Genomic DNA, 24,862 nt, shown 5'->3' on the forward strand with positions numbered 1-24,862 from the left:
GGCTGCGTGCGCGATGTTGCCGAACTCAACGCGGCCGCCGTGGGCATCCGCGCGCTGGGCCTGATGCCGCTGCCCACTGAGAAGCGCAATGAAGGCCAACGCGATGTGGCAGTGCAGATCCAGGGCGTTGGGGTGCGGCCGGGTGACTGGCTCTATGCGGACGCGGACGGCATTGTGGTCAGCGCCCGGTCATTGTTGCCCTGAGTTGCCTCTGCGGCCCGCGCGCAGGGCGGCGCGCGAGGGCAGGGTGGCCAGCAGCACGCTGGCCAGTGCAATGGCGAAAGCCAGCAGCTGCATGCTCGAGAACGATTCGCCCAGCACCAGCACGCCCACCAGGGCAGCGCTGACGGGCAGCAGCACGGTGAAGACGCCGCCTTGCGCCGCAGGCACGGCCCTGAGCCCGGTCATCCACAGCCACACAGTCCACATGCAGGCGGCCAGCGCGTAGAACAGCAGCAACAGCCAGATGCTCCAGCGCACCGCAGCAAAGTCGAAACCCCACGCCATGTACAGGCCCAGCGGCGTGGAAAGCGCGAAGCCCCACAGGTTGATGAGCGCGGTGATGCGCTTAGGCCCCAGCGCCCCCGTCAGCTTCTTGCCGATGACCGAGTAGGCGGCTTCGCAGACCACTGCGCCCACCAGCAGCAACTGGCCCAGCCACGCGAGATTTTGGGTATTTTCACCATCAAGCGCTTGCACTGCATGTGCTGATTGCTCTGTTTTTGAGAGCGAAAAAAGGGCGATGCCGACCACTGCGCAGACCACGGCCACCCATGTGCGTGGTGCCACGCGCTCCCGCAGAAAGGCCCAGCTCATCACCGCTACCGCCGCCGGGATGCCTGCCATGATCACGCCCGCAGACACGGCATTGGTCAGGCTCACTCCGTAGATCATGCAGACGGTGAAGAGGAAGTTGCCGAGGAACGATTCCAGAAACAGCAGCCGGCGTACCTGCGGCGTGAGCGGCGGCTCGTCGGCGGGCTTTTTGAGCCAGTGCAGCATGGCCAGCCCCCCGATGCCAAAGCGCATCCATGCCAGCAGAAAGACCGGAAGCGCTGCCGCCAGCGGTTTGGAGAGAGCCACGTAGCTGCCCACCAACGCCATGCTGAGGGCCAGGCAGAGATAGGCAAGAGGGCGGCTTGGAGTGGTCACTACACTGGGGTTTTGGGCAAAAAGGACTGCGCATCATGCCTTATGAAACCGAAGGCCAGCAGCCGGCGCGGCACGTTTTTGTGTATGGGACCTTGCGGCGCGGCGGCTGCAACGACATCACCCGGCTGCAGCCCTCGCCACAGTGGCTGGGTTGTGCCGTGGTGCGCGGCACGTTGTTCCACCTGGGCCGCTACCCGGGGTTGCTGCTGCTGGGCCCGGACACGGTGGTCGGCGAGGTATACGCCATCACCGCCGCACTGGAAGCGCGGCTGGATGCCATCGAAGGCATCCGCCCAGGCCCCGAAGACGAGTACCACAAGCGCGAAGTCGACGTAGAGTTGCGGGGCCGCACGCTGCGGTGTCTCATCTATGAAATCAACCCTGCCTGCATTGGTCCGGCCAGCCGCATTGCCCACGGAGACTGGTTGCGGGTTGCATAGACGGGTTGGTTGCAACTTCCCATCATATAAAAACTGGATTTTGTGATGCGGAAAGATGGTGATGGTGCAGTGCGGGAAGTTTTCTCAATATGAGAAAAACAATATTGCATTGAGAAATAAGCTCTGCAACACATTGTTTTTAAAAGGAAAAATTTATCTCTTCTATAAGACATAAGAGCTTGCATGGGTCTTATAGAAGACTTACAGTTAGCTCCAAGGGCGGCGACAAGGCAGCCCGGCGTTTTCAACCAACCTCTGGAGTGATCTCATGCCCCAATCCCTCAACGAACAACTGAGCCGCGAACAGCAAATTGCCGCCCTGGAAAAAGACTGGGCCCAGAACCCCCGCTGGAAGGGCGTGAAGCGCGGCTACTCCGCTGCCGACGTGGTGCGCCTGCGCGGCTCGCTGCCCATCGAGCACACGCTGGCCAAGCGCGGCGCTGAAAAGCTGTGGGACAAGATCAATGGCGGCGCCAAGAAGGGCTACGTCAACGCCTTCGGCGCCATCTCTGCTGGCCAGGCCATGCAGCAAGCCAAGGCAGGCCTCGAAGCCGTGTACCTGTCGGGCTGGCAAGTCGCTGCGGACGGCAACACGTCCGAAACCATGTACCCCGACCAGTCGCTGTATGCCTACGACTCGGTGCCCACCATGGTTCGCCGCATCAACAACACCTTCAAGCGCGCCGACGAAATCCAGTGGGGCCGTGGCATCAACCCCGGCGATAAGGAATTCATCGACTACTTCCTGCCCATCGTGGCCGACGCAGAAGCCGGTTTCGGTGGCGTGCTGAACGCCTTCGAACTGATGAAGAACATGATTGCTGCTGGCGCAGCGGGCGTGCACTTCGAAGACCAACTGGCTGCCGTGAAGAAGTGTGGCCACATGGGTGGCAAGGTGCTGGTGCCTACGCAAGAAGCCTGCGAGAAGCTGATTGCCGCACGTTTTGCCGCTGACGTGATGGGTGTGTCCACCATTGTGCTGGCCCGCACCGACGCCGAAGCCGCCAATCTGATCACGTCCGACCACGACGCCAACGACAAGCCCTTCCTGACCGGCGAGCGCACGCAAGAAGGCTTCTACCGTGTGAAGAACGGCCTGGAGCAAGCCATCAGCCGCGGCGTGGCCTACGCTCCCTACGCTGACTTGGTGTGGTGCGAAACCGGCGTGCCCGACATCGGCTTCGCCCGTGAGTTCGCCCAGGCCGTGCACGCCGCCTGCCCCGGCAAGCTGCTGTCGTACAACTGCTCGCCATCGTTCAACTGGAAGAAGAATCTGGACGACAAGCAGATCGCCGCCTTCCAGGACGAACTGTCGGCACTGGGCTACAAGTACCAGTTCATCACGCTGGCCGGTATCCACATCAACTGGTTCAACACCTTCCAGTTTGCTCACGCCTACGCCCGTGGCGAAGGCATGAAGCACTACGTCAACATGGTGCAAGAGCCCGAGTTCGCCGCACGTGAGAAGGGTTACACCTTCGTGTCGCACCAGCAGGAAGTGGGCGCAGGCTACTTTGACGACGTGACCACCGTGATCCAGGGCGGTTCTTCCAGCGTGAAGGCCCTGTCGGGTTCCACCGAAGAAGAGCAGTTCCACTGATCTGCCGCGCTACTGCGCACAAGGCCCGAAGCATTCGCTTCGGGCTTTTTTGTTGGCGCAGGTTAAAATGGGTTGATTGATCAATGCACAAGGGCGAGAAAGGCATGCTGGTTATGACACCGCGAACTACATCGGAGATGTTCACCGGCCGTTGAGGCTGGCCGTTCGCGCCTGCACGAGACTCACCTCTCTCCCTTCCAAAAGCGCGGACCTGTACCGCGCTTTTTTGCTTCTGGGCCAGGGAAGCGCGTTCAACCCACCTGAAAAGATTTGACAAGGATTCCCATGATTCACATCACGCTCCCCGATGGTTCCCAACGCGAATTTCCCGGCCCGGTGACGGTGGCCGAGGTGGCCGCATCCATTGGCGCAGGCCTCGCCAAGGCTGCCCTGGCCGGCAAGATTGGCGACAAGGTGGTCGACACCAGCTACCAGATCACGCAGGACAGCCCGTTGTCCATCGTGACGGCCAAGGACGCTGACGGTCTGGAGGTGATCCGCCACTCCACGGCCCACCTGCTGGCCTATGCGGTCAAGGAGCTGTTCCCCGAGGCGCAGGTCACCATCGGTCCGGTCATCGAGAACGGCTTCTACTACGACTTTGCGTACAAGCGTCCCTTCACGCCGGAAGACCTTGTAGCCATCGAAAAGCGCATGGCCGAGCTGGCTGCCAAAGACGAGCCCATCGCGCGCCGTGTGTTGCCGCGCGACGAGGCCGTGGCGTATTTCAAGGGCCTGGGCGAGAACTACAAGGCCGAGATCATTGCCAGCATCCCGAGCAACGAAGACGTGAGCCTGTACCGCGAGGGCAGGTTCGAGGATTTGTGCCGGGGCCCGCACGTGCCGAGCACGGGCAAGCTCAAGTTCTTCAAGCTCATGAAGGTGGCCGGTGCCTACTGGCGCGGTGACCACCGCAACGAAATGCTGCAGCGCGTGTATGGCACGGCCTGGGCCACGAAGGACGAACTGCAGCAGTACCTCACCATGCTGGAAGAGGCCGAAAAGCGCGACCATCGCAAGCTGGGCCGTGAGCTCGATCTGTTCCACATCGACGACCATGCCCCCGGCGTCGTTTTCTGGCATCCCAAGGGCTGGGCGGTGTGGCAGCAGGTGGAGCAGTACATGCGCCGCGTCTACCGCGACAACGGCTACCTCGAAGTCAAAGGTCCGCAGTTGCTGGACAAGACGCTGTGGGAAAAGACGGGCCACTGGGACAAGTACCGTGACAACATGTTCACGACCGAGAGCGAGAAGCGCGATTACGCCCTCAAGCCGATGAACTGCCCCGGCCACATCCTGATCTTCAAGCAAGGCATCAAGAGTTACCGCGACCTGCCGTTGCGTTACGGCGAATTCGGCCAATGCCACCGCAACGAACCGACCGGGGGGCTGCACGGCATCATGCGCGTGCGCGGCTTCACGCAGGACGACGGGCACATCTTCTGCACCGAAGATCACATCTTGCCCGAGTGCACCGCCTACACGGCATTGCTGCAGAAGGTCTACAAGGACTTTGGCTTCAGCAATATCATCTACAAGGTGGCCACGCGCCCTGAGGCGCGCATCGGCTCCGACGAGAGCTGGGACAAGGCCGAACACGCGCTCATGGAGAGCCTGCGTGCTTCGGGTTGCGAATTCGAGATCGCTCCGGGCGACGGTGCCTTCTATGGCCCCAAGATCGAATACACGCTCAAGGACGCCATTGGTCGCCAATGGCAGTGCGGCACCATGCAGGTCGATTTCTCCATGCCTGAGCGTCTGGACGCCGAATACGTGGGTGAGGACGGCGCGCGGCACCGCCCGGTGATGCTGCACCGCGCCATCGTCGGCAGCCTCGAGCGGTTCATCGGCATCCTGATCGAACAGCATTCGGGCGCCTTGCCCACGTGGCTCGCTCCGGTGCAGATTTCGGTGCTCAACATCACGGATGCACAGGCCGACTACTGTCGTGAAATTGCCGCAAAACTGCAAAAACTGCTGCCCCATCAAGACCTTAGGGTGGGGCTCGATCTGCGCAACGAGAAGATTACGTATAAAATACGCGAGCATTCATTGCAAAAGCTGCCCTACATCCTTGTCGCGGGCGACAAGGAAAAGGCGGCCGGAGCCGTCGCAGTGCGCGCCCGGGGTAATCGAGACCTCGGCGTGATGTCCGTTGAAGCCTTCGCAGAACTGATTGCCCAGGACATCGCTTCCAAAGTGTGATTTTGAATGAAACATGCTCTGGCGTGCGCCCATTGTCCGGTGTTAGCTACTTTTTTTGTAGCATTTTGATTCAAGGAAGATAGTCATCGCTACTGAATTTCGTGATCGTCGCCACCGCGAAGAGCGCAAGCACCGCCTGAACCGTGAAATCATGGCCCCGGAAGTTCGCCTTTCCGGGCCTGACAATGAGCCGCTCGGCGTCGTGAGCTTGATGGAAGCATTGCGCATGGCCGGCGAACTGGACGTGGATCTGGTGGAAATCGCTGCCACGGCAAATCCGCCGGTGTGCCGCCTCATGGACTATGGCAAGTTCAAGTACCAGGAACAAAAGCGAGCGGCCGAAGCCAAGGCCAAGCAGACGGTCATCGAGATCAAGGAAGTCAAGTTCCGTCCTGGTACGGACGATGGCGACTACAACATCAAGATGCGCAACATCCGCCGCTTTCTGGCGGACGGAGACAAGTGCAAGATCACCCTGCGCTTCCGTGGCCGTGAAATTACCCACCAGGAACTGGGCCTTGCGCTGCTCAATCGCATCCGCGACGAACTTGCAGACAGCATCATCATCGAGCAGTTTCCGAAGCTGGAAGGCCGCCAGATGATCATGATGATTGCCCCGGGCAAGAAGAAGCCCGCCGCCAAGCCCGCCGCAGAAAGCGCGCCGGCTGCCGGCTCGGCTTCTTGAGCCGCAGGGTGATGCAGTAATTTGGCCTCTGCACCCGCAAGGGTGGGGTGGCCAGAGGCGGTGCCAAGGTGCCGTCGAACGAAGGGCGAAAGCCTTTCGATAAAAGTGGCTCGGGGCCAACAAGTTTGCAGATCGGTTTGCAAACGCCTCACGAGCACAAACAAAAGGAGCATTCACATGCCCAAAATGAAGACCAAGAGCAGCGCGAAAAAACGTTTCCGCGTTCGTCCAGGTGGTACCGTCAAGCGCGGTCAAGCCTTCAAGCGTCACATCTTGACCAAGAAGACCACCAAGAACAAGCGCCATCTGCGTGGTGCAGTGAATGTGCATGAGACCAACATGGGCTCGATCGCACAAATGCTGCCGAGCGCTGGCCTTTAATAACTGACGAACAAGGAGTACATACATGCCTCGCGTCAAACGTGGTGTAACGGCCCGTGCCCGTCACAAGAAAGTTCTCGCCCTTGCCAAGGGCTTCCGTGGTCGCCGCGGTAACGTCTTCCGTATCGCCAAACAGGCGGTAATGAAGGCTGGGCAATATGCCTACCGTGACCGCCGCACCAAGAAGCGCGTGTTCCGCCAGTTGTGGATCGCCCGTATCAACGCCGCTGCCCGTGAACTGGGCCTGACCTACAGCCAGTTCGCCAACGGCCTGAAGAAGGCTTCCATCGAGATCGACCGCAAGATGCTGGCCGACCTCGCCGTGCACGACAAGGCTGCCTTTGGCAGCATCGTGGAGCAAGTCAAGGCCAAGCTGGCTGCTTGAGTTCACGATGAGGAGCTATCGTTCTGATAGCTGCTTGCGCAATAACAGCAAGGGCTAGGGCTTGAAAAGGCACTAGCCCTTGTTCATTTTCAAGAGTCGATATGAACGAGTTGGATTCCCTGGTCGAGAGCGCGACGCAACTGTTTGCCCAAAGTGCCACTCCTGCAGACCTCGAAAATGCCAAGGCGCAGTTTCTGGGCAAGTCGGGCCGCGTGACCGAGCTCATGAAGGGTATGGCGCAGCTTTCTCCCGAGGATAAAAAATCTCGCGGCGCAGCCATCAACGTGGCCAAACAGGCGATCGAGGCTGCACTCACGGCGCGCCGGCAGGCGCTGGCCGACGCAGAGCTGCAGGTGCAGCTCAAGGCTGAAGCGCTGGACGTGAGCCTGCCGGGCCGCCAACGTGGGCAGGGTGGCCTGCACCCCGTGTCGCTGACGCTCGAGCGCATTCAGGGCATCTTCGGCTCGATGGGTTTTGACGTCGCCGAAGGGCCCGAGATCGAGACCGACTGGTTCAACTTCACGGCACTGAACACGCCCGAAGACCATCCGGCGCGTTCCATGCACGACACCTTTTACGTCGAAGGCGGTACGCCCGAGGCGCCCAACTTGCTGCGCACGCACACCAGCCCCATGCAGGTGCGCCACGCCGTGCAGCACGTCAAAAAGCACCGCGCATTGCTGGATGCCGGCCAGCCCATGCCCGAGATTCGCGTCATCGCGCCGGGCCGCACCTACCGGGTGGACAGCGACGCCACGCACTCGCCCATGTTCCATCAGTGCGAAGGCCTGTGGATCGGCGAGAACGTGAGCTTCAAGGACCTGAAGGTCATCTTCACGGCGTTCTGCCGCACCTTCTTTGAAAGCGACGATCTCGTGCTGCGCTTTCGCCCCAGTTTCTTTCCCTTCACCGAGCCCAGCGCCGAGATCGACATCCAGTTCCAGACGGGCCCGCTGGCCGGCCGCTGGCTGGAAGTGGCGGGCTCGGGCCAGGTGCACCCGAATGTGGTGCGCAATATGGGACTCGACCCCGAGAAGTACATCGGCTTTGCCTTTGGCATGGGGCCGGACCGCCTGACCATGCTGCGTTACGGCGTCAATGACCTGCGCCTGTTCTTCGACGGCGACATCCGTTTCCTGTCGCAGTTCCAGTAAAGCCAGCCGACTTCGCGCCGCGCGCGTGCCCTGTGGCCGTGCTGCGCACCTTCCGTACAAGAGTGTCCGACTATGCAATTTCCTGAATCCTGGTTGCGTGAGTTCTGCAACCCCCCTTTGACGACGGCCGAGCTGGCCGAAACGCTGACGATGGCCGGTCTGGAGGTGGAAGAGCTGCGCCCCGTGGCTCCGCCTTTCACCAAGATCGTGGTGGGTGAGATCAAGGAGGCGGTACAGCACCCAGACGCCGACCGCCTGCGTGTGTGCCAGGTGGACGTGGGGCAGGGCGCCCTGCTGAACATCGTTTGTGGTGCGCCCAATGCCCGCGTGGGCATCAAGGTGCCTTGTGCTTTGGTGGGGGCCGAGTTGCCGCCCGGCGACGACGGCAAGCCCTTCCTCATCAAGGTGGGCAAGCTGCGCGGCGTGGAAAGCCAGGGCATGCTGTGCTCGGCGCGCGAACTCAAGCTGTCGGAAGACCATGGCGGTCTGCTGGAGCTGGATGTCTCGGCCCCTGTGGGCCAAGACATCCGCGTGCATTTGAACCTGGATGACACGCTCTTCACCCTCAAGCTCACGCCCAACCTCGCGCATTGCCTGAGCGTCTACGGCATCGCCCGCGAAGTGTCCGCATTGACGGGTGCACCGCTGCAGCAGCCCTCGTTCCCGCCGGTACAAGCCAAGCTGGAGGACAAGCTGCCGGTGACGGTGAGCGCGCCCGATTTGTGCGGGCGCTTTTCGGGCCGCATTGTGCGCAACGTGAACACGCGCGCTGCCACGCCGCAATGGATGCTGGACCGCCTGGCCCGCTGCGGCCAGCGCGGCGTGTCGCCGCTGGTGGACATCTCGAACTACGTGATGTTCGAGCTGGGCCGTCCATCGCATATTTTCGATCTGGACAAGATCCATGGCGGCCTGGATGTGCGCTGGGGCAAGGCGGGCGAACAGCTCAAGCTGCTCAATGGCAACACCATCACGGTGGATGACAAGGTGGGCGTGATTGCCGATGGCCAGCAGGTCGAGTCGCTGGCCGGCATCATGGGCGGCGACGCGACGGCGGTCTCTGATGACACCAAGAACGTCTACATTGAAGCCGCTTTCTGGTGGCCCAAGGCGGTGGCCGGGCGTTCGCGCCGCTTCAACTTCTCGACCGACGCAGGCCACCGCTTCGAACGGGGTGTGGACCCGAGCCTTACGGTGGAACACATCGAGCGCATCACGCAGCTCGTCATCGACATTTGCGGCACACCCGAGACAGCCTGTGGCCCCATGGACGACCAGCAGGTGAACATGCCCCAGCCGCAGCCTGTCACGCTGCGCGTGGCGCGCGCTGCCAAGGTCGTCGGCATGCCGCTCACGCAGGCGCAATGCGCCGATGCGCTGCGCGGCCTGGGCCTGCCGGTGGTGGAAGGCGAGGGCACCCTCACCGTCGCGCCGCCCTCGTACCGCTTCGACATCACGATCGAAGAGGACCTGATCGAAGAAGTGGCCCGCATGGTGGGCTACAACAACCTGCCCACCACGCCGCCGCTGGCGCCCATCACGCCCAAGCTGGCGGCCGAGGCGACACGCAGTCCGTTCGCCGTGCGGCGCGCACTGGCTGGCTTGGGATACCAGGAAACCATCAATTTCAGCTTTGTGGAAGAGCGCTGGGAGCATGAGCTCGCCGCCAATGCCCAGCCGATCAAGCTGTTGAACCCCATTGCAAGCCAGATGAGCGTCATGCGCTCTACGCTGCTGGGTTCTTTGCTACAAGTTTTGAAGTTCAACCTGGATCGGAAGGCCGAGCGCGTGCGCGTGTTCGAGCTCGGCCGCGTGTTCCTGCGCGACGCCGGCGTGCGCAACACCGACACCACGGTGGAAGGTTTTCATCAGCCCATGCGCGTGTCGGGCCTGGCTTACGGCCCGAACGATGTGCTGCAATGGGGCCGCAAGGAACAGGCCATTGACTTCTTTGATGTGAAGGGGGACGTGCAGGCGTTGCTCGCGCCGCTGCGCGCGACCTTCGAGCCTGGCACGCACCCGGCCATGCACCCTGGGCGCTGCGCACGCGTGTTGCTGGACGGCCGGGCCATTGGTTTCGTCGGCGAACTGCACCCGCAATGGCGACAGTCGTGGGACCTGCCGCAAGCCCCCGTGATGTTCGAACTGGAGCTGGACGCCGTGCAGCAACGTGCGGTGCCGCAGTTCAAGCCGGTGGCGAAGCACCAGGCGGTTGAACGCGACGTGGCCGTGGTGGTGGCCGAGCGCGTGACGCACACCGAGGTCATGGACGCCATTGCCGCGGCCGTGCCGGGCACCATGCTGCGCTCTGCCGTTCTGTTCGATGTCTATCGTCCGAAGCCGCTGCGGGCCGGCGAGGTGGCGCCTGCGGGCGGGCTGGCTGCCGGTGAGAAGAGCCTGGCGGTGCGCCTGACGCTGGGGCGTGACGAAGCCACGCTCACCGAGGCCGAGATCGAGGCGGCCATGCAGGCCGTGGTGGCCCAGCTCGTTGCCCGTACGGGTGGGCGGCTGCGTGTTTGACAAGGAAGAGGGAGGTGCCGGCGTGATCGAATTTGCGGTAGACAATCTCGAGACCCCTGCGCTCACCAAGGCGCAGTTGGCGGACCTTCTGTTCGACCAGATCGGTTTGAACAAGCGTGAATCGAAGGACATGATCGACGCGTTCTTCGACCTTATCGCGCAGCGCCTGGTGGACGGCAAGGACGTGAAGCTGTCGGGCTTTGGTAACTTCCAGATCCGCACCAAGGCGCCCCGGCCGGGCCGCAATCCGCGCACTGGCGAGGCCATTCCCATTCAGGCGCGCCGGGTGGTTACTTTTCACGCCAGCAGCAAGCTCAAAGAGCAGATCCAGGCGGCGGTGTGAGTTTTTGCCCATCCGTGGCCTGAATTGCTGTTGGGGTCTGGCGCACGGGATTCGTCTGCAGTACGCTAGCGAGCTTTTCGTCCAAACGAGCATCCATGGGCACCGTGCTTCCCTCCATTCCCGCCAAGCGGTACTTCACGATTGGTGAGGTGGCGGAACTGTGTGGCGTCAAGCCCCACGTGCTGCGCTACTGGGAGCAGGAGTTCACCCAGTTGCGCCCCATGAAACGGCGCGGCAACCGTCGCTATTACCAGCACCACGAGGTGCTCATGATCCGGCGCATTCGCGAACTCTTGTATGACCAGGGCTTCACGATCAGCGGCGCTCGCAACCGCCTGCAGGACCAGGCCCATGGTGTTGTCGAAGACGCTCCGGTACAGGCGCCCTTACCCGCTGTGATGACTGTGCCAGAGATGGCTCCGGTGCTGAGTGTGCGTGCGGGGGTGGGTGGCTCGTTCGCGGATGGAAATGCGGTTCGCCAGGAACTATTTGAAATTCGTGCGCTACTTTCTTTTGAGTGAGGTTTTTCTGTATATAATTTAGGTCTTGTCGGCGTGTAGCGCAGCCTGGTAGCGCACTTGCATGGGGTGCAAGGGGTCGCGAGTTCGAATCCCGCCACGCCGACCATTGATAGCAAAAGCCCAGAGCCGAAAGGTTCTGGGCTTTTTTGCTGTTTCCGTCGCCTGGCAACTGCCGGGTATCGTTCCGTTCTTCCCTTGGCGTTCAACAAACAGATGATCAGTGGACTAGTCGCTGGAAAGCTTTACGGACCCGCAGAGTTGCGTACCGACAAAGCTGGCAAACCCTTTGCCGTGGTCAAGGTGCTGGCCACCACTGGCGATGGTGAAACGCTGATCGTGAATGTGATCGCATTCGAGCCTGCGGCGTGCATGGCCTTGCAGGCGCTGGCAGAGGGCGAGCCCGTGGCCCTGGCTGGCGGAATTACCCCTCGGGTCTGGACCGACAAGCAGGGCAATGTTCGCCCCGCACTCGACATGGTGGCTCACCGCGTTTTGAGTGCCCACGACGCTAGCGAGACGCGCTTGGCTTGACGACATGGGGAGAGGGGCCGCTGGTGCGTGGATGAGCTTCCCGCGCTCCGAACCACCAGGCTTGCTCCACATGCCGTCGATCTGCGCGCTGTAGCCGCGTGCTGGCACGCCCCGCTGTGCGGCCTGCGCCCTTGCGTGTCAGGCCGAGAGGGCCTGCAGCAATTCGGTCTCGATTTCGATCTGCCGGGCGTTGTTCTGCAGCTCGGGTCCCTGGATCAGGAAGGTGTCTTCCACCCGCTCGCCCAAAGTGCTCACCTTGGCCAGTTGCACGCTCAAGTGGTGGCGGGCCAGGATGCGGGCCACCAGGTACAGCAGACCGGCACGATCGCTGGCCGATATGGCCAGCAGCCAGCGCTGGGCCTTTTCATCCGGTCGCAACGTCACACGGGGCGCCACGGGAAAGCTCTTGACGCGGCGTGACACGCGTTTGGCAGCAGGGTCGGGCAGCGGTCCCCCGGTTTCGATGGACCGCACCAGGTCGCTCTCCACCATGTGGGTGAGTTCGCGGTAATGGCCGGGCAGCGCCGACGCCACAACCTGGAAGGTGTCGAGCGCGTGGCCGTTGTTGGCGGTGTGGACGCGCGCATCCAGGATGCTGAAGCCAGCCCGGTCGAAATAGCTGCAGATGCGCGCGAACAGGTCGGCCTGGTCGGGGGCATACACCATCACCTGCAGCCCCTCGCCAGCGAGCGACTGGCGCGCGCGCACCACCGGGTGGGCCGTGCCGACATGGCGCGACAGGTGGCGCGTGTGCCAGGCAATGTCGGCCGCCTCGTGGCGCATGAAATAGCTCACGTCGAGCGTGGCCCACAGCGCCTTGTGGGCCTCGAAGGGCAGGGCGTTGAGCGCCAGCAGCACCAGCGCCTCGCGCTTGCGTGCCTCGATCTCGGCGGCAGCGTCGGGGGCCCGGCCGCCCAGGGTGCGCAGGGTGGCGCGGTACAGATCTTCCAGCAGCTTTCCCTTCCAGGCATTCCAGACCTTGGGGCTGGTGCCGCGAATATCAGCCACGGTGAGCAGGTACAGCGCCGTCAGGTAGCGCTCGTTGCCGACGCGGCGCGCAAATGCGGCAATCACGTCGGGGTCGCTCAAATCTTCCTTCTGGGCGATGCGGCTCATGCCCAGGTGCTCCCGGACGAGGAATTCGATGAGCCGGGCATCCTCGCGGTCCACGCCGTGCTGGCGGCAAAAGCGGCGCACTTCCACGGCGCCAATCTGTGAATGGTCGCCGCCGCGGCCCTTGCCGATATCGTGGAACAGTGCCGCGACATAGAGAATCCACGGCTTGTCCCAGCCCGCCGCGAGTTGCGAGCAGAACGGGTACTCGTGCGCATGCTCGGCCATGAAGAAGCGCCGCATGTTGCGCAGCACCATGAGGATGTGCTGGTCCACCGTGTAGACGTGGAACAGGTCGTGCTGCATCTGTCCCACGATGCCGCGAAAGGCCCACAGGTAGCGTCCCAGCACCGAGGTCTGGTTCATGAGCCGCATGGCATGCGTGATGCCAGAAGGCTGCTGCAGGATGCGCATGAAGGTGGCGCGGTTGACCGGGTCGCGCCGAAAGGCGCCATCCATCACGCCGCGCGCGTTGTACAGCGCGCGCAAGGTGCGCGCCGAGAGATCCTTGAGCCCCACGGTGGTTTGGTAGAGCAGGAAGGTTTCGAGCACGGCGTGGGGATCGCGCTGGTACAGGTCGTCGCTGGCCACCTCGATGAGGCCCGCCTTTTCAAAGAAGCGGGGGTTGATGGGGCGGGGCTCGTGGGTCGAGGGGTTCAGGCGCTCCTCGATGTTGAGCAGCAGGATCTGGCTGAGCTGCGACACGGCCTTGGCCGCCCAGTAATAGCGGCGCATCAGTGTTTCGCTGGCGCGCATGGGCAGGCGTGTGCCGTCGGGCGCCTGCGAGCGGTAGCCGAACGACTCGGCCACGGTGGTCTGCAGGTCGAACACCAGCCGGTCTTCGTGCCGCCCCGCGGCCGCATGCAGGCGCGCACGGATCAGGCACAGCACGGCTTCGTTGCGCTCGATCTGGCGCACCTCGAAGGCCGTGGCCATTCCGCTGGCGGCCAGCTCCTTCCAGGTGCGGCCCAGCCCCGCGGCCTGGGCCACCCACAGAATCATCTGCAGGTCGCGCAGGCCGCCGGGCGACTCTTTGCAGTTCGGCTCCAGCGCGTAGGGTGTGTTTTCGTATTTGTTGTGGCGCTGGCGCATCTCCAGCGTCTTGGCCACCAGGAAGGCCTGCGGGTTCATCCGGGCGCTGTACTCGCGCTGGAACTGGGCAAACAGCGCGGCATTGCCGCACACCAGGCGCGATTCAAGCAGCGAGGTCTGCACGGTGACGTCGGCGGCGCTTTCGGCGAGACACTCGGCCACCGTGCGCACGCTGGAGCCGATTTCGAGGCCCGCGTCCCAGCAACTGCCGATGAAGCTCTCGAGGCGCGAGCGCAAGTCGCAGCCTGCCTCGGGCGCGCTGCCCTCGGGCAGCAGCAGCAGCACATCGACGTCGGAACTGGGAAAGAGCTGGTCACGCCCGAAGCCGCCCACCGCCACCAGGGCCAGTTCGGGTGGGAGCTGGGCGCGCAGCCACAGGGCCTGCAGCAGCCCGCCGGCCAGGCCCGAGAGCTTGCGCAGCACGGTGCGAATGCCGCGTGTGGATGCTCCCGTGGCCTGCATCGAGGCGAGCAGTGCCGCCTTGTCGCGGCGGTAGGCGTCCCGCAGGGCGTGAATTTCCGTCATGGTCAGGGCAAAGAAAGGAGGCGGTGGGCCATGACCCGGGCAAGCAAGACTCGTGCTCGCGGAGGCCGCACCTCAGGTGGTCGTGGCGGTCACGAACGGTGGCAGCGGCGGCGAGCCCGCAGACAGCGTCATCACCTCATACCCGGTCTCGGTGACCAGCACGGTGTGTTCCCACTGGGCCGACAGGCTGTGGTCCTTGGTGACGATGGTCCAGCCGTCGTTGCCGAATTCCTTGATCTCGCGCCGGCCCGCATTGATCATGGGCTCGATGGTGAACACCATGCCGGGCTTCAGTTCCTCCAGCGTGCCGGGGCGGCCGTAATGCAGCACCTGGGGCTCCTCGTGGAACTTCTGGCCGATGCCGTGGCCGCAGAACTCGCGCACCACCGAGAAGCCATGCCCTTCGGCAAACTTCTGGATGGCGTGGCCGATGTCGCCCAGGTGCGCACCGGGGCGCACCTGCTGGATGCCCAGCCACATGGCGTCGTAAGTGATAGCGGACAGGCGCTTGGCGGCAATCGAACACTCGCCGATCAGATACATGCGGCTGTTGTCGCCATACCAGCCGTCCTTGGTGATGACGGTCACGTCCACATTCACGATGTCGCCTTTTTTCAGGGGCTTGTCGTTGGGAATGCCGTGGCAGACCACGTGGTTCACCGAAGTGCACAGCGAACCGGGGTAGGGCGGATAGCCGGGGGGCTGGTAGCCCACGGTGGCGGAAATGGTGCCCTGTGCGGCCATGCACTCGGCGCCCAGACGGTCGATTTCTTTGGTGGTGATGCCGGGTTTGATGTGCGGGGCGATGTAGTCAAGCACTTCAGAGGCCAGGCGGCAGGCGAGGCGCATGCCAGCGATGTCTTCTGCGGTTTTGATGGTGATGCTCATGCCTGCAATTATCCCATTGCCCCCCAAGCCTTGCTTGGGAAGGGAATGGTCCGCGCTCGGGCCCGGTAAAATGGAAGGCTGCGCTGACAAGCCTCACTGCATCGTCCGGCTGGGCCACGCCATCTTTGCGCGGCAGCCCAACCCGGGGACGCGGGGCCTTGCGCGCGCCCATCCCCTCTCACCCGAACAGGCCGCTACCGTGACCTTGCACATGACCACGCTGGCGGGCGGCAACGCCCTCAGCTCCTTCCGCGCCCAGCAACTTCAACCCGCCCTGGAGGCGATCCACCCCAAGATCAGTGGCATTGCAGCGCGTTTCGTGCACCTGGTCGCGACCGATGCGGCCCCGACGCCCGTTGAACAAGAACGCCTGGCCGCGCTGCTGACCTACGGCGACCCCTACGCGGGCCCTGAAGACGGCGCCGCGCTCATCGTCACGCCCCGCCTGGGCACGCTGTCGCCCTGGGCCTCCAAGGCCACCGACATTGCGCGCAACTGCGGCATCGCCATCCGCCGCGTCGAGCGCATCACCGAGTACCGCATCAGCCTGAAATCGGGACTTCTGGGTAAGACGCCCGAGCTGACGGCCGAGCAACGGGGCCAGATCGCGGCCCTGCTGCACGACCGCATGACCGAATCGGTGGTGGCCGACCGCAGCGCCGCGGCCGCCCTGTTCACCGAACTGCAGCCCGCGCCCATGGAGCATGTGGACGTGCTGGCCGGTGGCCGTGCTGCCCTGGAGGCCGCCAACACCCGCTTCGGCCTGGCCCTGGCCGACGATGAAATCGACTACCTCGTGACTGCCTTCGCGGGCCTGAAGCGCAACCCCACCGACGTGGAGCTGATGATGTTCGCGCAGGCCAACAGCGAACACTGCCGCCACAAGATCTTCAACGCCGAGTTCACCATCGACGGCGTGGCGCAGGACAAGAGCCTGTTCGGCATGATCCGCAACACGCACCAGCTGGCGCCCCAGCACACGGTGATCGCGTATTCGGACAACGCCTCGGTCATGGAAGGCCACCAGGTCGAGCGATTTGTAGCCAAAATGGCCTCTGGCGCGGATGAATCAAGCGCCAGCAGCTATCAAAAAAGTAGTGCCACCCAGCATGTGCTGATGAAGGTGGAAACCCACAACCACCCCACGGCCATCTCGCCCTTCCCGGGCGCATCGACCGGCGCGGGCGGCGAGATCCGCGACGAAGGCGCCACGGGCCGTGGCTCCAAGCCCAAGGCCGGCCTCACGGGTTTCACCGTGTCCAAGCTCTGGGGCAGCACCGTGGGCAAGCCCGAGCACATTGCCAGCCCGCTGCAGATCATGGTCGAAGGCCCCTTGGGCGGCGCGGCGTTCAACAACGAATTCGGCCGTCCCAACCTGAACGGCTACTTCCGCGAGTACGAGCAGAACGTCGGCGGTGTGCAGCGTGGCTACCACAAGCCCATCATGATCGCGGGCGGCGTGGGCGTGATCGATGCGGAGCTGACCCAAAAGATCGAATTCCCCGCCGGCTCGCTGCTGATCCAGCTGGGCGGCCCCGGCATGCGCATCGGCATGGGCGGCAGCGCGGCCAGTTCCATGGCCACCGGCACCAATGCGGCCGAGCTGGACTTTGACTCGGTGCAGCGCGGCAACCCCGAGATCGAGCGCCGTGCGCAAGAGGTCATCAACCATTGCTGGGCGCAGGGCCCGGCCAACCCCATCCTGGCCATCCACGACGTGGGCGCGGGCGGTTTGTCCAACGCCTTCCCCGAGCTGACCAACGACGCAGGCCGGGGCGCACGCTTTGACCTGCGCGCGGTGCAGCTCGAAGAGTCCGGCATGAGCCCGAAGGAAATCTGGAGCAATGAAAGCCAGGAACGCTACGTGCTGGCCATCGCGCCCGAATCGCTGGAGCAGTTCAAAGCCTTCTGCGAACGCGAGCGCTGCCCGTTTGCCGTGATCGGCACGGCCACCGAAGAGCGCCAGCTGGTGCTGCACGACCCTGCTGCCACGGCCGACGACCAGAAGCTGCCCGTGGACATGCCCATGAACGTGCTGCTGGGCAAGCCGCCCAAGATGCACCGCGATGTGACCACCGTGGCGCGTGAGTTCAAGCCCATGGACTTGACCGGCGTGCCCCTGCAAAAGGCCGTGATCGACGTGCTGGCCCACCCCACGGTGGCGTCCAAGCGTTTCCTCATCACCATCGGCGACCGCACCGTGGGCGGCCTGAGCCACCGCGATCAGATGGTCGGCCCCTGGCAGGTGCCCGTGGCCGATTGCGCCGTGACGCTGGCCGATTACAAGGGCTTTGCGGGCGAAGCGATGAGCATGGGCGAGCGCACGCCGCTGGCCGCCATCAACGCGCCCGCATCGGGCCGCATGGCGGTGGCGGAAGCCATCACCAACCTGCTGGCTGCGCCCATTGAGCTGCCGCGTGTGAAGCTGTCGGCCAACTGGATGGCCGCTTGCGGCGAGCCTGGCGAAGACGCCGCGCTGTACGAAACCGTGAAGGCCGTGGGCATGGAGCTGTGCCCCGCGCTGGGCGTGTCCATCCCCGTGGGCAAGGATTCGCTGTCCATGCGCACGCAGTGGAGCGAAGGCGCGGACAAGAAGAAGGTCACCTCGCCCGTCAGCCTGATCGTGAGCGCCTTTGCTTCGCTGTCCGACGTGCGCGGCACGCTCACGCCCCAGCTCAACGCCACCGAGGCCGATACCACGCTGGTGCTGATTGACCTGGGCAAGGGCCAGAACCGCATGGGCGGCAGCATCCTGGGCCAGACGCTGGAGCAAAGCGGCAACGTGGTGCCCGATGTGGACGACCCCAAAGACCTGGTCAACTTGGTCAACGCCGTGAACGCACTGCGCGCCAAGGGCCAGATCCTGGCCTACCACGACCGCAGCGATGGTGGCCTGCTGGCCGCGGCGGCAGAAATGGCCTTTGCCGGCCACGTGGGCGTGGCGCTCAACGTGGACATGCTGGTGACTGAAGGCGACGGCATCAGCGACAGCCGCATGGAAACCGGTGACGCCAAGAACTGGGCGCAGCAGGTCAGTGCCCGCCGTGAAGAACTGACGCTCAAGGCGCTGTTCAACGAAGAGCTGGGTGTGTTGCTGCAAGTGCGCACCGCCGAGCGCAACGATGTGATGCAGGTGCTGCGCGAGCATGGCCTGTCCAAATTCAGCCACTTCGTGGGCAAGACGCGCCCAGTGTCGTCCGAAATCGACGCAGGCAAGGGCGCACTCCAGGTCTGGCGCGATGCCAAGGCCGTGTTCAGCGCGCCGCTGGCCGACCTGCACCAGGTGTGGGATGCGGTGAGTTGGAAGATTTGCCAGCAGCGCGACAACCCCGCCAATGCCGATGCCGAGCACGCGGCGGCGGGCGAGCCCACCGACCCGGGCATGCACGTGCACCTCACGTTCGACGCGGCCGACAACGTGGCGGCGCCGTTCCTCAACCTCGCCAAACCCAAGGTTGCCATCCTGCGTGAGCAGGGCGTGAACTCGCACGTGGAAATGGCCTATGCCTTCACCGAGGCAGGCTTCGAGGCTTACGACGTGCACATGACCGACCTGCAGACCGGCCGCGTCAAGCTCGAAGACTTCAAGGGCGTGGTCGCCTGCGGTGGCTTCAGCTACGGCGACACGCTGGGCGCCGGCATCGGCTGGGCGCGCTCCATCACTTTCAACCCCGTGCTGGCCGCGCAGTTCCAGGGCTTCTTTGGCCGCACGGACACGTTCGGCCTGGGCGTGTGCAATGGCTGCCAGATGTTTGCCGAGCTGGCCGACATCATCCCCGGCGCCCAAGACTGGCCGCGCTTCACCACCAACCAGAGCGAGCGCTTCGAGGCCCGCCTGTCGCTGGTGGAGGTGCTCGAGTCGCCCAGCCTGTTCCTGCAAGGGATGGCCGGCAGCCGCCTGCCGATTGCCGTGGCGCATGGCGAGGGTTATGCCAACTTCAAGTACCGGGGTAACGCGGACAAGGCCATTGCCGCCATGCGCTACGTGGACAACCATGGCCGCGCCACGGATCAGTACCCCTTCAACCCCAACGGCAGTGCCGGTGGTCTCACCGCCGTGACCACGGCGGACGGCCGATTCACGGCCATGATGCCGCACCCCGAGCGGGTGTTCCGCAATGTGCAGATGAGCTGGACCAGCGAAGACCAGTCGCAGTACAGCGGCTGGATGCGCATCTGGCGCAATGCGCGCAAGTGGGTGAATTGATGAGGGGCACCCCCTGAGGCCTTGCGGACCTCGGTGCTGGTCGCCCCAGGCGGCAGCTCTTGGGGGTGTCCAAGCCTGCACCGGCAGGCTCGGAGCCCTCGGCCCCTTCTCTTGATTCGTTGCGCGAATCGGGAAGGGAGAAGCAGCCGGTGCGGCGGGCCGGCCCTTGCACCGTCGCCCTGGCCTGAGGCCGCGCGCTTTCAACTGGTGGTAGTGGGCGCAGCGCGCCTTGAAGGCTGAATTCGCTGAGTCGCGTGTCCAGGCATGGATTTCAATGTTCAACGGGGCTTCGGCCCTGTTTTTCATGCGGCATTGTCTGGCGCGGAACCGTCTCGGGGCGTTGCTATAGTCAGCGCTTTCTCCCTTTTCAAGGACTCTCATGGCCGCTGGCAGCCTGCTTGCCCTGCTCGACGATATCGCCACCATCCTCGACGATGTCGCCCTCATGAGCAAGGTTGCCGCCAAGAAGAGCGCTGCCATGGCCGACGACGTGTCGGTCATGACCAAGGTGGCGGCCCAGAAGACGGCGGGCGTGCTGGGCGACGACCTCGCGCTCAATGCCCAGCAGGTCACCGGCGTGCGTGCCGAACGCGAGATTCCCTTGGTGTGGGCGGTGGCCAAGGGCTCGCTCGTGAACAAGGCCATCCTGGTGCCGGCTGCGTTGCTCATCAGCGCCTTCGCCCCCTGGGCGGTGACGCCGCTGCTGATGGTGGGGGGCGCTTTCCTGTGCTACGAGGGCATGGAGAAGCTGGCCCACAAGCTTCTGCACGGCGCCGCTGACGACGAGACCGCCCACGACAGCCACGCCCAGGCCAATGCCAACCCGGCGGTCGATCTGGTGGCGTTCGAGAAGGACAAGATCAAGGGGGCCGTGCGCACCGATTTCATCCTGTCAGCCGAAATCATCGCCATCACGCTGGGCACGGTGGCCTCGGCGCCCTTCGCACAGCAGGTGGCCGTTCTGGCGGGCATTGCCGTGGTCATGACGGCGGGCGTTTACGGCTTTGTGGCGGCGATCGTCAAGCTCGACGACCTGGGGCTGTGGCTGCACCGCAAACCCGGCGCCGCGGCCCAGGCGCTGGGTGCGGGCATCCTGCGTGCGGCACCCTGGCTCATGAAGGCGCTTTCGGTGGCCGGCACGGCCGCCATGTTCCTGGTGGGCGGTGGCATTCTGGTGCATGGCGTCGGAGTGGTGCATCACGCCGTTCAGGGCCTGGGCGCTGCAGCGGCCCTGTGGCCGGCCGGCGGCCTGTGGGCGGTGCTGGTGCCCAATGTGCTCAACGCACTCATCGGCATGGCCGCCGGGGCGCTGGTGCTGGCGGCCGTCAGCTTGCTGGGCCGCTTGCGAAAGGGCCGGGCGGCGCGGTGACAGGCCAGCGTGGCGCCGTTGTGTCGGCTTGTTGGGGTAAGTACCAACAGTTTGACCTGAGGCAAGGTTGACCATTTTGCTAACAGGCTCAATTGCGTTACGGGGGTCGTCCCCGTTTAACCGCATCGAGTTCTGTATGAAAAAAAACCTGCTGGCTGTGGCCATTCTGTGCGCCTTGACCTCTGGCGCTGCCTTTGCGCAGCAAGCTGAGAGCCCTTGGCTTGTCCGCGTGCGCGCGGTGCATCTCGACAGCGCCAACAAGGACAGCACGCCGCTGGGCCTGTCGGTGAACAACAAGACGATTCCTGAAGTCGACATTTCGTACTTCTTCAACAAGAACATTGCCGCCGAGTTGATCCTCACGGTGCCACAGAAGCACACCCTGAGCGCTGGCGGCGCCGACATCGGCACCCTCAAGCACTTGCCTCCATCGCTGTTGCTGCAATACCACTTCGACGCACCTGGCTTCAAGCCCTATGTGGGCGCGGGCGTCAACTACACGCGCTTCTCCAGCGTGAACCTGCCTGCCGGCGTGGACATCGACCGCAACAGCTGGGGCGCCGCCCTGCAGGTCGGCGTGGACATCCCCCTGTCCAAGAATGTGTACCTGAACTTCGACGTCAAGAAGGTCTACATCAAGACCGACGTGACCGCCGGTGGTGCCAAGCTGGGCACCTTCAAGGTCGATCCCGTGCTGGTGGGCGTGGGCCTCGGCTGGCGCTTCTGATGCTGCGGCGCCGTGCGAGCGGCGCCTGGCACAAAGACTCCAAGGTGGAAAAGGGCCGACGCATGCGTCGGCCCTTTTTTCGTCTGTGCGTGCCATGCGGGGTGTGGCGGTGGTTGCCGGGGCGGGGCGGCCGCCATGCAGCAAAGCCTTGCCATCCGCGCCTACTTGCTATTGATTGCATAGCTGCTGGCGACCAACACACCTCCGCATGGCGATGTTTTGGTGGTTTTTGCGGGCAAAACAGGCTGCGGCAGGCGGCCGGCCACGGTGGCGCGCCGGCGGACCGCCCGGATCCTGTTGCGCGTTGTAACGCGGAACGCGCACAGGGTGCGTTAGCCTGTGTCTCGTGACTGCGTGCGGGGAGGGGCTTCGATTGGCTGCCGGCCCATGGCCGGGCCGCGGGCCTGTTTCGTGTTCGCGCGCGGGCACTTTGCTTTCCGCCTCGGCGCACGCAAGGGGCCTGTCCCCAGCGCGTGCGCACCTACCGCCGATGCCCAGAGCCCTACCGCCATGCCCCTGACCCGCCATAGCGATATCACCGACGGCCTGATCCAGCGCCCCGCGCGCATTTCGCCCAAATATTTCTACGATCAGAAGGGCTCGCGGCTGTTCGAAGCCATCACCCGCCTGCCCGAGTACTATCCGACGCGCACCGAAAATGCCCTCATGCAGACGCATGGCGCCGACATCGCGCGCGCGGCTGGCGCCGTGCGCACGGTGATCGAGCTGGGCGCAGGCAACTGCGAAAAGGCGCGCGCCTTGTGCGGCTGGGTACGCCCCGCCTGCTTCGTGGGGGTGGACATCTCGGCAGACTACCTGCAACAGGCCGTGCAGCGCCTGCGCGAGCAGGTGCCGGGCCTGGACGCGCGGGCCGTGGCGGGCGACATGACCCAGGGAGTTGTCTTGCCCCCCGACATTCCCGCTGAAGGGCGTCTGGTCTTCTATCCCGGCTCGTCCATCGGCAACTTCGATCCGCCCCATGCACTCGACCTGCTGCGGCACATGCGCGGGCTGATCGACAACGACGGCGGCCTGTTGATCGGCATCGACCTGCCCAAGGACGTGGCCCTGCTCGAGGCCGCCTACGACGACGCCGCCGGGGTCACTGCCGCCTTCAATCTCAACGTGCTGGCCCACCTGAACCGGCTCATCGGCAGCGATTTCGTGGAAGACCAGTGGGGCCACCGCGCCTTCTTCAACGATGAGCACTCGCGTATCGAAATGCACCTGGAGGCCCTGGAGCCCATCCGTGTGCGCTGGCCTGCGGGAGAGCGCCGGTTTGCGGCCGGCGAACGCATCCACACCGAAAACAGCTACAAATACCCGTTGCCTGCGTTCACTGCCCTGCTGGCCCAGGCAGGTTTTTCGCGCGCCCAGGCCTGGACGGACGGGCAGGCCTGGTTTGCCACGGTGCTGGCCCTGCCTTGAGCCCTTGTCCGGATTCCGCCATGACTTCCTTGCATTCCCGCTACACCGACATCCGCAACCGCACCACGGCCCTGGCAGCGCCGCTGTCGCCCGAAGACTGTCAGGCGCAGTCCATGCCCGACGCCAGCCCGGCCAAATGGCACCTCGCGCACACCACCTGGTTTTTCGAAACCTTCGTGCTGGAAGCCCACGAGCCCGGTTTTGAACCCTTCGAGCCTGCCTACCGGGTCCTGTTCAATTCGTACTACAACGGCGTCGGCGAGCGGCACCCCCGGCCGCAGCGCGGCCTGCTCACGCGGCCCTCGCTGGCCGAGGTGCTGGCCTACCGGGCCCATGTGGACGAGCACCTGCAGCGGCTGCTGCCCACGCTGGCGCGCAACCCGGCCCAGTGCGCCCTGGTCGAGCTGGGCCTGCAGCACGAGCAGCAGCACCAGGAACTGCTGGTCACCGACATCAAGCACCTGCTGTCGTGCAACCCCTTGCAACCAGCCTACCATTCGGCGCCCCCTCCACCTGCCGCTGCCGCGCTGCCGCTGCAGTGGTGCGCATTCGATGGCGGGCTCTGCGAGATCGGGCATGCGGGCAGCGGCTTCGCGTTCGACAACGAAGGTCCTCGCCACAAGGTGTACCTGAACCCCTATGCGCTGGCTTCGCGATTGGTCACCAATGCGGAGTTCGCGGGTTTTGTGGAGGCTGGCGGCTACCGCAACCCGGCCCTTTGGCTGGCCGAGGGCTGGGACTGGCGCTGCGCCCTTGCGCTGGAGCAGCCCTTGTATTGGGGGCGCACCAGCAGCGCCTGGCAAGAGTTCTCGCTGGCGGGACTGGGGCCCTTGCAGGGCGCTCAGCCTGTGGTGCACCTGTCGTACTTCGAAGCGGATGCGTATGCGCGCTGGGCGGGTGCTCGCCTCCCCACCGAGGCCGAATGGGAGGTCGCGGCCGCCTCTCTGCCGCCCCAGGCCTCGGTGGGCCCCTTCGCGGACTCGGGCGTGCTGCATCCCCAGGCGGCGGTAGAGCCGGGCCTTGCGCAGATGTTTGGCGATGCCTGGGAGTGGACGCAGTCGGGCTACGCGGCCTACCCGGGGTTTCAGGCAGCGGAAGGGGCCGTGGGTGAATACAACGGCAAATTCATGGTCAATCAGTACGTGCTGCGGGGTGGTTCGTGCGCCACGCCCTGCGGCCATGTACGCGCCAGCTACCGCAATTTCTTCCCGGCCACGGCACGCTGGCAGTTTTCAGGGGTGCGCCTGGCGCGGGACCTGTGACGTGCCGGGTCACCCGCTCCTGGGCCCGCCTGCGCTGCGGGCCTGCTTGCTTGCCCTGTGCCCGATGTCGGCGATGCCCTTGGGCAAGGGGGGGCAAGGGGGCCATGGCTCGCAGCGAGACAGGTGCTCCGTCCCGAGCAGCCACAGATGCGTCTTCGCATCAATGCATCAGTGCGTCGGCGTGGCAAGGCAACGACGCAGCAACCGGCCGATGGGCCGGTTTCTTTCACTCGGCCCCGGTGTCGGCTGCGGGCCTTGCGCGCCTTGCGGGGCCGGGCCGGTGCTTTACGGGGCCTGGCGGCGGCCAGTGGTGCGGCTTCGGCCGCTACGGCCT

The 24,862-nt window shown here is 64.3% G+C and carries 19 protein-coding genes, 1 tRNA gene and 1 pseudogene; 18 read left to right on the forward strand and 3 right to left on the reverse strand.

The features are described 5' to 3' along the window. Positions 1 to 204, forward strand: a pseudogene (locus tag ACDELDRAFT_RS07500) (ribonuclease E activity regulator RraA); the annotation flags it as partial. Here the strand turns inward: ACDELDRAFT_RS07500 and ACDELDRAFT_RS07505 are convergent. After that, positions 190 to 1,152 carry a DMT family transporter gene (locus tag ACDELDRAFT_RS07505; RefSeq protein ID WP_040328406.1) on the reverse strand — a complete coding sequence of 321 codons (963 nt, stop codon included), beginning with the start codon at positions 1,150 to 1,152 and terminating at the stop codon, positions 190 to 192. The pseudogene ACDELDRAFT_RS07500 and the gene ACDELDRAFT_RS07505 overlap by 15 nt on opposite strands. Positions 1,153 to 1,187: 35 nt before the next feature. Between ACDELDRAFT_RS07505 and ACDELDRAFT_RS07510 the strand changes: the two genes are divergently transcribed. The 12 genes from ACDELDRAFT_RS07510 to ACDELDRAFT_RS07565 all read left to right on the forward strand — a co-directional run bounded on the left by ACDELDRAFT_RS07510 (position 1,188) and on the right by ACDELDRAFT_RS07565 (position 11,917). After that, positions 1,188 to 1,592: a gamma-glutamylcyclotransferase family protein gene (locus tag ACDELDRAFT_RS07510; protein WP_005795129.1), complete on the forward strand. Its 405-nt coding sequence runs from the start codon at positions 1,188 to 1,190 to the stop codon at positions 1,590 to 1,592. A gap of 268 nt (positions 1,593 to 1,860) precedes the next feature. Next, a complete protein-coding gene (gene aceA / locus ACDELDRAFT_RS07515) occupies positions 1,861 to 3,192 on the forward strand; it encodes an isocitrate lyase (RefSeq protein ID WP_005795131.1) in 1,332 nt (443 codons plus the stop codon). Positions 3,193 to 3,477: 285 nt separating this feature from the next. Next, positions 3,478 to 5,397 carry a threonine--tRNA ligase gene (gene thrS, locus ACDELDRAFT_RS07520; RefSeq protein WP_005795132.1) on the forward strand — a complete coding sequence of 640 codons (1,920 nt, stop codon included), beginning with the start codon at positions 3,478 to 3,480 and terminating at the stop codon, positions 5,395 to 5,397. A gap of 79 nt (positions 5,398 to 5,476) precedes the next feature. Beyond that, the gene (gene infC / locus ACDELDRAFT_RS07525; RefSeq protein WP_081470091.1) at positions 5,477 to 6,082 is read left to right on the forward strand and encodes a translation initiation factor IF-3; all 606 of its coding nucleotides are present in this window, start codon (positions 5,477 to 5,479) and stop codon (positions 6,080 to 6,082) included. Positions 6,083 to 6,259: 177 nt separating this feature from the next. After that, a complete protein-coding gene (gene rpmI / locus ACDELDRAFT_RS07530; protein WP_005795135.1) occupies positions 6,260 to 6,463 on the forward strand; it encodes a 50S ribosomal protein L35 in 204 nt (67 codons plus the stop codon). Between the two features lie 25 nt (positions 6,464 to 6,488). Beyond that, the gene (gene rplT, locus ACDELDRAFT_RS07535) at positions 6,489 to 6,848 is read left to right on the forward strand and encodes a 50S ribosomal protein L20 (protein ID WP_005795139.1); all 360 of its coding nucleotides are present in this window, start codon (positions 6,489 to 6,491) and stop codon (positions 6,846 to 6,848) included. Between the two features lie 101 nt (positions 6,849 to 6,949). Continuing rightward, positions 6,950 to 8,002, forward strand: coding sequence for a phenylalanine--tRNA ligase subunit alpha (locus tag ACDELDRAFT_RS07540; protein WP_005795140.1), 1,053 nt, complete (start codon positions 6,950 to 6,952; stop codon positions 8,000 to 8,002). Positions 8,003 to 8,074: 72 nt separating this feature from the next. Beyond that, positions 8,075 to 10,522, forward strand: coding sequence for a phenylalanine--tRNA ligase subunit beta (gene pheT, locus ACDELDRAFT_RS07545; protein ID WP_005795142.1), 2,448 nt, complete (start codon positions 8,075 to 8,077; stop codon positions 10,520 to 10,522). Between the two features lie 22 nt (positions 10,523 to 10,544). Then, positions 10,545 to 10,865 carry an integration host factor subunit alpha gene (locus ACDELDRAFT_RS07550; RefSeq protein WP_085943600.1) on the forward strand — a complete coding sequence of 107 codons (321 nt, stop codon included), beginning with the start codon at positions 10,545 to 10,547 and terminating at the stop codon, positions 10,863 to 10,865. A 95-nt stretch (positions 10,866 to 10,960) separates the two neighbouring features. Beyond that, on the forward strand, positions 10,961 to 11,386 hold the full coding sequence (locus ACDELDRAFT_RS07555; protein WP_005795145.1) for a MerR family transcriptional regulator: 426 nt from the start codon (positions 10,961 to 10,963) through the stop codon (positions 11,384 to 11,386). 29 nt (positions 11,387 to 11,415) lie between these two features. Beyond that, positions 11,416 to 11,492: transfer RNA gene (locus tag ACDELDRAFT_RS07560), tRNA-Pro, on the forward strand. 107 nt (positions 11,493 to 11,599) lie between these two features. After that, entirely contained in the window at positions 11,600 to 11,917 is a 318-nt protein-coding gene (locus ACDELDRAFT_RS07565) for a single-stranded DNA-binding protein (protein WP_005795150.1), read from the forward strand. Between the two features lie 138 nt (positions 11,918 to 12,055). On the opposite strand, the gene ACDELDRAFT_RS07570 is transcribed toward ACDELDRAFT_RS07565, so the two are convergent. Together ACDELDRAFT_RS07570 and map are read right to left on the reverse strand one after the other, a co-directional pair. Next, complete coding sequence (locus ACDELDRAFT_RS07570) at positions 12,056 to 14,647, reverse strand: [protein-PII] uridylyltransferase (RefSeq protein ID WP_005795151.1); 2,592 nt, start codon at positions 14,645 to 14,647, stop codon at positions 12,056 to 12,058. Positions 14,648 to 14,719: 72 nt separating this feature from the next. Further along, positions 14,720 to 15,535, reverse strand: a complete 816-nt coding sequence (gene map, locus ACDELDRAFT_RS07575; RefSeq protein ID WP_005795153.1) for a type I methionyl aminopeptidase — start codon at positions 15,533 to 15,535, stop codon at positions 14,720 to 14,722. Positions 15,536 to 15,734: 199 nt separating this feature from the next. Between map and purL the strand changes: the two genes are divergently transcribed. From purL to egtB, 5 genes are all read left to right on the forward strand, one after another. Then, a complete protein-coding gene (gene purL, locus ACDELDRAFT_RS07580) occupies positions 15,735 to 19,742 on the forward strand; it encodes a phosphoribosylformylglycinamidine synthase (protein ID WP_040328426.1) in 4,008 nt (1,335 codons plus the stop codon). A 379-nt stretch (positions 19,743 to 20,121) separates the two neighbouring features. After that, positions 20,122 to 21,111: a DUF808 domain-containing protein gene (locus tag ACDELDRAFT_RS07585; RefSeq protein WP_005795157.1), complete on the forward strand. Its 990-nt coding sequence runs from the start codon at positions 20,122 to 20,124 to the stop codon at positions 21,109 to 21,111. A 136-nt stretch (positions 21,112 to 21,247) separates the two neighbouring features. Beyond that, positions 21,248 to 21,838 (forward strand): OmpW/AlkL family protein, encoded by a 591-nt coding sequence (locus ACDELDRAFT_RS07590; RefSeq protein ID WP_005795158.1) that lies wholly within the window; start codon positions 21,248 to 21,250, stop codon positions 21,836 to 21,838. A 510-nt stretch (positions 21,839 to 22,348) separates the two neighbouring features. Then, a complete protein-coding gene (egtD, locus tag ACDELDRAFT_RS07595) occupies positions 22,349 to 23,266 on the forward strand; it encodes an L-histidine N(alpha)-methyltransferase (protein ID WP_005795160.1) in 918 nt (305 codons plus the stop codon). A 20-nt stretch (positions 23,267 to 23,286) separates the two neighbouring features. Then, positions 23,287 to 24,528 carry an ergothioneine biosynthesis protein EgtB gene (egtB, locus tag ACDELDRAFT_RS07600; RefSeq protein WP_005795162.1) on the forward strand — a complete coding sequence of 414 codons (1,242 nt, stop codon included), beginning with the start codon at positions 23,287 to 23,289 and terminating at the stop codon, positions 24,526 to 24,528. Positions 24,529 to 24,862 lie beyond the last annotated feature (334 nt).

The organism is Acidovorax delafieldii 2AN (genome assembly GCF_000175235.1).
Classification (GTDB): domain Bacteria; phylum Pseudomonadota; class Gammaproteobacteria; order Burkholderiales; family Burkholderiaceae_C; genus Acidovorax; species Acidovorax delafieldii_B.